The organism is Streptomyces sp. NPDC048416 (genome assembly GCF_043200435.1).
Taxonomy (GTDB): domain Bacteria; phylum Actinomycetota; class Actinomycetes; order Streptomycetales; family Streptomycetaceae; genus Streptomyces.
Genome location: NZ_JBICXU010000001.1, coordinates 594,653 through 601,544 on the forward strand (window position 1 = coordinate 594,653; position 6,892 = coordinate 601,544).

A 6,892-nucleotide genomic window follows, 5' to 3' on the forward strand; every position below is an offset into this window, starting at 1 on the left:
TTTGGACCATGCCCGAGAACAAGCGGCCCGGCGCCCAGCCGCCCGAGAACGAGTCCGGCGAGCGCATCCTCGACGCCCGCTCCCTGCGCGGTCTCGCCCACCCCCTGCGCATCCAGATCCTGAAGTCGCTGCGCCACGACGGACCGGCCACCGCCTCCCGACTGGCCGAGCGGCTCGGCGAGTCGAGCGGCGCGACCAGCTACCACCTGCGCCAGCTCGCCTCGCACGGATTCGTCGAGGACGACCCGGGGCGCGGCAAGGGGCGCGAGCGCTGGTGGAAGGCCGCCCACAGCGGCACCTCCTTCGCCAAGGGCCTGCACACCAGCGCCGACCCGGAGGTACGGGGCGCGGCCGATCTGTTCATGCACGAGGTCGCCACCATCCACACCCAGGAACTGGCGACCTGGCTCGGCACCCTGCGCGACTGGCCCGAACCATGGGCCTCCAGCGGCGACCTGAGCGACTTCACCCTGAACCTCACCGCCGCCCAGCTCCAGGAGCTCAACGACAAGCTGCACGCCGTCGTCGAGACGTACCGAGCCATCGCGCCGGAGTCCGACGCCGCCCAGGTCCGCGTCCACCTGCACTCCTTCCCGCGTTCCAACCAGCCCCGCTGAGCCCGGCCCACCGCATCCGGCCCGCCGAGGCCGGCCCCGCCGAAGGGACTCGCACCATGCACAGCGACACCCACCTCCTCCTGCACCACCTGCGCACCGCCGAACTGGCCGCCAAGGCCCGCACCCCACTCCCCAGCAAGCCGCCCCTGCGCGCCCAACTGGGCTGGATACTCGTCGAGTTGGGGCTACGCCTGACCCAGCAGCCGCCCCATCGGCGAGCCGGCCTCGCATGAGCGGGCCGGGGGGACACCGCGACACAAAGCCACTCACGGCGGTCCTGACCGCCAACGCCGTTTCGGCGACCGGCAGTTCACTGACCTTCATCGGTGTGCCGTGGTTCGTGCTGGAGACCACGGGCAGCGCGGGCCGGGCGGGAGTCGTCGCCTTCTGCGCGACGCTGCCGATCGTCATGGCGGCGCTCATCGGCGGTCCGGTCATCGACCGCGTGGGGCGCCGCCGGATCTCGGTGGGCTCCGACGTGGTGTGCGGGCTCGCCGTCGGCGCGATCCCGCTGCTGCACCACGCCGGACTCCTCGCGTTCTGGCTGCTGTGCGCCCTGATGGCGCTGGGCGGCCTCGCCCACACCCCGGGCGTAACGGCCCGCTACGTCCTGCTGCCGGACCTCGCGAACCGGTCGGGTACGACCCTGTCGCGTGCGGCCAGTGGATACGACGCCGTCGCGCGCGGCGCCCGGATGACCGGCGCGGCCCTGGCCGGCGTACTCATCGCCCTGACCGGCGCGGGCAACGTCCTGCTCATCGACGCCGCCACCTTCGCCGCATCGGCGGTGCTGGTCGCGGCCGGCCTGCGCGGCGTCCCCGAGGCCCGGCCCCGGCGCGACGCACCGCCCGTCTCACCCCGCACGTACAAGGCCGAACTGCGCGAGGGATACGCCCACTTGGCGCGCACCCGGCTCCTCCTCGCCATCGTCGTCACGGTCATGCTGATGAACGGCACCGACCAGGGCTGGAACGCCGTACTCCTGCCGATCCACGCCGCACGGAACCTGGGCGGAGCACCCCAACTCGGCCTGCTGTCCGCCCTGTTCGGGGCGGGCGGCCTCGCCGGCGCGCTCCTGTACGGCCTGCTCGGCCACCGCTTTCCGCGCCGTACGGTCTTCTCGGTGTGCGTGCTGCTCTGCGGGGCGCCCCGGTACGCCGTGGCCGCGCTGACCGGCACCACGCTGCCGCTGGCCGTCACGATGGCGGTGGCGGGGCTCGCGAGCGGCACGCTCAACCCCATCCTCACGACGGTGATCTACGAGCAGGTGCCGGACGCGCTGCGCAGCCGGGTCTCGGGGGTGCTCACGGCGGGCGGTGAACTGGCGATGCCGCTCGGAGGGCTCGCCGCCGGTTTCCTCGTCGAGAGCACGGGGCTTCGCGGAGCGCTGCTCCTGGTCGGCGGGGTGTACCTGCTGGCGACGCTGAGCCCGCTGGTCTTCCCGTCGTGGAAGGACATGAACGCGGCGGGCGGCTCCGAGAAGGCGGAGGTCGTAGGCCTCGCCGCCACCGCGGTCCCCGCCTCGGGCTCCGGCTCGGGCTCGGGCTCCGGCTCGGGCTCGGGCTCGGGCTCGGGGTCAGACTCCGGCTCCGGCTCCAGCACCAGCGCCGGCTCCGACACCAGGACCAGCGCGGGCACCGGCACCGGCATCGGCACCGGTCACGACACCAGCACCGACTCAATCAGCAGGACGGAACCGGCCGGCCCTTTTGCAGGGCCTGGAGCGCGGACACCGCGCCCTTCAGCGTAGTCACGGGGATCAGGCGCAGCCCCTTGGGCAGTCCGGACGCGGCGTCCGAACACTCGCCCTTCGGTACGAGGAACACGGTCGCCCCGTCCCGGGCGGCGGCCCGGGTCTTGAGCGCGACACCGCCGACCTCACCGACCGTTCCGTTCCCGGCGATCGTCCCGGTGCCTGCGATGGTGCGGCCGCCGGTGAGGTCGCCGCCGGAGCCGTCGCCGTTCAGTTTGTCGATGATGCCGAGCGTGAAGAGCAGGCCCGCGCTCGGGCCGCCGACGTCGGCGAGGTGCAGATCGACCTTGACCTTGGCGGGGCTCAGGCCGAGATAGCCGAGGGCCGCGACGGAGGCGGCGTCCTGGGACTGCTTCATCTCCGCCTGGTTGTGCTCGGAAATGTCCTTCTCGCTGCCGCCGCCCGGATAGACCGAGTCATGTGGCATGACGGCCCGGTCGGCGCGGAACCAGCCGTCGACGACGTCGGAGATTTTGACATCCGCGTCGGGCCCGGTGGCCAGGATGGTGGTCATGCGCAGCTGCCCGCTGGTGGGGCGGGTGGACGCGCCGGTGATGGTGATCACCGGCTTGCCCTCGTCGTTCCCCAGCACGTTCGCGGTCGGCCCCGGCTGGGCCACCGCGAACGGCAGCGGCGCGAAGCAGGCGACGGCGAGCAGCGCGACGACCGGTGCGGCGCCGACGGCGAGGTTGCGGAGGCGGGAGTGACGAGTGAGCACGGCCCCAATCTAGTCGTACGCTCCCTGCCGACGGCCGCACGCCCCTCGCCACCCGTGGCCCCGGGGGCCGGGGGCCGGTCGTCGCCGCTCAGCGCAGGGCGTCGGCGACTTCCTTCGCCGCGTCCACCACCCGGGGCCCGACCCGCTCGGGCACCGCATCGGCGAGCATCACCACACCCACGCTGCCCTCTATCCCGGTGACCCCGACCAGCGGGGCCGCGGCGCCGCTGGCCCCGGCCTCCAGCTCGCCGTGGGTGAGGGTGAAACCGGGCTCGCCCAGGCCGCCGCTCTGCCGGGCCGAGAGGATCGCCCGGCCCGCGGCGCCCTTGTCCAGGGGGTGACGGAACCCGGCGCGGTAGGCGACGTGGTAGTCCGTCCAGGTCGGCTCGACCACGGCCACGGCGAGCGCGTCGGAACCGTCGACCAGCGTGAGGTGGGCGGTGGCCCCTATGTCCTCGGCGAGCGAGCGCAGCGCGGGCAGCGCCGCCTCGCGGACCAGCGGATGCACCTGGCGGCCCAGGCGCAGCACCCCGAGCCCGACGCGGGCCCGGCCGCCCAGGTCACGGCGTACGAGGGTGTGCTGCTCCAGGGTGGCGAGCAGGCGGTAGACGACCGTGCGGTTGACGCCGAGTTTGTTGGACAACTCGGTGACCGTCAGACCGTGGTCGGTGTCGGCGAGCAGTTTGAGGACACGTAGTCCCCGGTCGAGCGTCTGGGAGGTCTCCGCGGTCACGACCCACTCCTTAGGTGGCGAGTCGCGGCGGCACTCTCACGTGGTTCGCGGCGCCGGTCCCATCGGCGTCGCGCGCAGAGCCCGCCGGCGAGGCCAAGGCACCGGCTGCGCTCCGCGGCGACGCTGCCACGGGGCGTTTTGCATGGCGGGGACAGTAGCGAGCGGACACCGCTCAGCGGAAGACCTCGTCCAGAATCCGGGCGCGAGCAGAATTCCGGGCCCTGCGGAATGGGCGGAACAGACCCAGTGGATGGACAAATAAACACCGGAAGCGATGAATTTGGTCCCCGTTCGATCACCTTCGGGATCTAAGTCCGTATCGCCGGGGAGCGAGGCCTGGCACCACAGATTTGCCGGGACATTACCCGACGACAGTCGTACGGCAGGACGCCCGCGGAAGCCGTCCGCCGGGGCGCGCCCCGACCCCACGGGAACCCGAACGGGGCCCGGCAGCAGCCCAGTTGGGAACGCAAGCGCAACCCGGCGCCAGCCTCGCCAACACCTTCGGGACCCGGCACCAGCCCCGCCGGAAACACGAACGGGACCCAGCACCAGCCCCGCCGGGAACACGAACGGGACCCGGCTCGGGACCCGGCTCGGGACCCGGCACCAGCCCCGCCGGAATACGTACGGGACCCGGCAGCAGACACCGGGCCCCGCTCGCGTGCTCCCCCGCCCCGCCGCCGGGGGGCTACTTCATACGGGTCGCCCACTCCTGGACCTTCTTGATCCGCTCGCGGAGCTGCCCGGCCGAGGCCTCGGCGCTCGGCGGACCGCCGCACACCCGGCGCAGCTCGGTGTGGATGACACCGTGCGGCTTGCCGCTCTGGTGGACGTACGCGCCGACCATCGTGTTCAACGACTTGCGCAGTTCGAGCAGTTCCTTGTGCGAGACGACCGGGCGCCGCTCGGCGGGCATTTCCAGCAGATCGGCCTGGTCGGCCGGCTTCTGGCGGCTGTGCGCGATCTGCCGGGCCTGCCGCTTCTGGAGCAGCATCTGCACCTGGTCGGGTTCGAGCAGCCCGGGAATGCCGAGATAGTCCTGCTCCTCCTCGCTTCCCGGGTGGGCCTGCATGCCGAATTCGGCGCCGTTGTACATGACGCGGTCGAAGACGGCATCGGATTCCAGGGCCTCGAAGGGCAGCATGTCCTGCTCCCCCGTGTCCTCGTCCTCCTGCTTGTTCGCGTCGTCCATTTCCTGCTCGGACTCGGCGTACGGGTCTTCCTCGCCGTCCTTCTTCGGCTTGTCGAGCACGTGGTCGCGCTCGACCTCCATCTCGTTGGCGAAGCCGAGCAGCATCGGAATGGTGGGCAGGAAAACGGAAGCGGTCTCACCGCGCCTGCGCGACCGTACGAAACGGCCGACGGCCTGGGCGAAGAAGAGGGGGGTCGAAATGGTGGTGGCGTACACGCCGACGGCGAGGCGCGGCACGTCGACGCCCTCCGACACCATGCGGACGGCGACCATCCACCGCTGGTCGCCCTCGGCGAACTCGTCGATCCGCTTGGAGGCGCCGGTGTCGTCGGACAGGACGACGGTCGCCTTCGTGCCGGTGATCTCGCGGATCAGTTTGGCGTAGGCGCGGGCGGAGTCCTGGTCGGAGGCGATGACGAGCGCGCCGGCGTCCGGGATGGCCTTCCTGACCTCGGTGAGGCGCTGGTCGGCGGCGCGCAGCACATTGGGCATCCAGTCGCCGCGCGCGTCGAGCGCGGTGCGCCACGCCTGCGAGATGGCGTCCTTGGTCATCGGCTCGCCGAGCCGCGCCGCGATCTCGTCGCCGGCCTTGGTGCGCCAGCGCATGTTGCCGCTGTAGCTCATGAATATGACCGGCCGCACGACACCGTCGGCGAGCGCGTTGCCGTATCCGTACGTGTAGTCGGCGGAGGAACGCCGGATGCCGTCGTTCCCCTCCTCGTACGTGACGAACGGGATCGGGTTGGTGTCGGACCGGAAGGGCGTACCGGTGAGCGCGAGCCGCCGGGTGGCGGGATCGAACGCTTCGAGGCACGCCTCGCCCCACGACTTGCTGTCACCGGCATGGTGGATCTCGTCGAGGATGACGAGCGTCTTGCGCTGCTCGCAGCGGTTGCGGTGCAGCATCGGGCGCACGCCGACACCGGCGTAGGTGACGGCGACGCCGTGGTACTCGCGGTTCAACGGGCCGGCGCTGTAGTCCGGGTCGAGTTTGATGCCGACGCGGGCCGCCGCGTCCGACCACTGCTTCTTGAGGTGTTCGGTCGGCGCGACGACGGTGATCTGCTGCACCACGTGGTGGTGGAGCAGCCACGACGCGAGCGTCAGCGCGAAGGTCGTCTTGCCGGCGCCGGGCGTCGCGACGGCGAGGAAGTCGCGCGGCTGCTCCTGGACGTACCTCTCCAGGGCACCCTGCTGCCAGGCGCGCAGCTTGTTGGCGGTGCCCCAGGGGGCGCGGCCGGGGAAGGCGGGTGAGAGGTGGTGGGAGGCGGTAGTAGTCACGGTCTCCGGCTCGGGGCTCTCGGTGTACGGGATCACGGGCATCCGGGCCGCGGGGCCCGGCGGGCTGCTGCTGAGGCGGGCCCGGCCCCGTCCGGGCGGGGTTCGGAACACCGGCTCTTACGTACGACAACCGGGCCACCTTACCGGCGCGGGGGGTCGAGCCCCGGCGGCCCCGCCCCGGCGGGCCGCCTGTGAGAGCGGGCTCACACCCGGGCCTCCGCCCCAAATCGGGTTCGCACCTGAACGGCGCCCGTCCTCAAACGCCGGACCGGCTGAAGACGCCGGACGGGCGGAGGACGCCGAACGGGCTGAAGACGCCCATGCTGCCCGGCATCGCGTAGCCAGGGGCGCGAGGAACTGCGCGAGCAACCACCCACGACCCCACGCCGAAGACAGAGCCCCTGCGGCTCCGCCCCAAACCCCGATCGCGCCTAAACGGCGCTCGTCCTCAAACGCCGGACCGGCTGAAGACGCCGGACGGGCTGAAGACGCACATGCCGCCCGGCATCGCGTAGCCAGGGGCGCGAGGAACTGCGCGAGCAACCACCCACGACCCCACGCCGAAGACAGAGCCCCTGCGGCTCCGCCCCAAACC

The 6,892-nt window shown here is 72.1% G+C and carries 6 protein-coding genes; 3 read left to right on the forward strand and 3 right to left on the reverse strand.

Going from position 1 to position 6,892, the window contains the following annotated elements:
• The first annotated feature begins 8 nt into the window (after window positions 1–8).
• Genes ACGFW5_RS02725 through ACGFW5_RS02735 form a run of 3 tightly spaced genes read left to right on the forward strand, consistent with a single transcriptional unit; the run spans window position 9 to window position 2,367 of the window.
• Entirely contained in the window at window positions 9–617 is a 609-nt protein-coding gene (locus tag ACGFW5_RS02725; RefSeq protein ID WP_393832318.1) for an ArsR/SmtB family transcription factor, read from the forward strand.
• Between the two features lie 56 nt (window positions 618–673).
• A complete protein-coding gene (locus ACGFW5_RS02730) occupies window positions 674–850 on the forward strand; it encodes a hypothetical protein (protein WP_393832319.1) in 177 nt (58 codons plus the stop codon).
• Window positions 847–2,367, forward strand: coding sequence for an MFS transporter (locus ACGFW5_RS02735; RefSeq protein WP_393832320.1), 1,521 nt, complete (start codon window positions 847–849; stop codon window positions 2,365–2,367). The genes ACGFW5_RS02730 and ACGFW5_RS02735 overlap by 4 nt, the downstream gene beginning before the upstream one ends.
• Here the strand turns inward: ACGFW5_RS02735 and ACGFW5_RS02740 are convergent.
• From ACGFW5_RS02740 to ACGFW5_RS02750, 3 genes are all read right to left on the reverse strand, one after another.
• A complete protein-coding gene (locus ACGFW5_RS02740) occupies window positions 2,300–3,088 on the reverse strand; it encodes a PDZ domain-containing protein (protein WP_393832321.1) in 789 nt (262 codons plus the stop codon). The two genes, ACGFW5_RS02735 and ACGFW5_RS02740, sit on opposite strands and share 68 nt — an antisense overlap.
• 88 nt (window positions 3,089–3,176) lie before the next feature.
• A complete protein-coding gene (locus ACGFW5_RS02745; protein WP_328312555.1) occupies window positions 3,177–3,821 on the reverse strand; it encodes a helix-turn-helix domain-containing protein in 645 nt (214 codons plus the stop codon).
• A gap of 691 nt (window positions 3,822–4,512) precedes the next feature.
• Window positions 4,513–6,339, reverse strand: a complete 1,827-nt coding sequence (locus tag ACGFW5_RS02750) for a DEAD/DEAH box helicase (RefSeq protein ID WP_393832359.1) — start codon at window positions 6,337–6,339, stop codon at window positions 4,513–4,515.
• Window positions 6,340–6,892 lie beyond the last annotated feature (553 nt).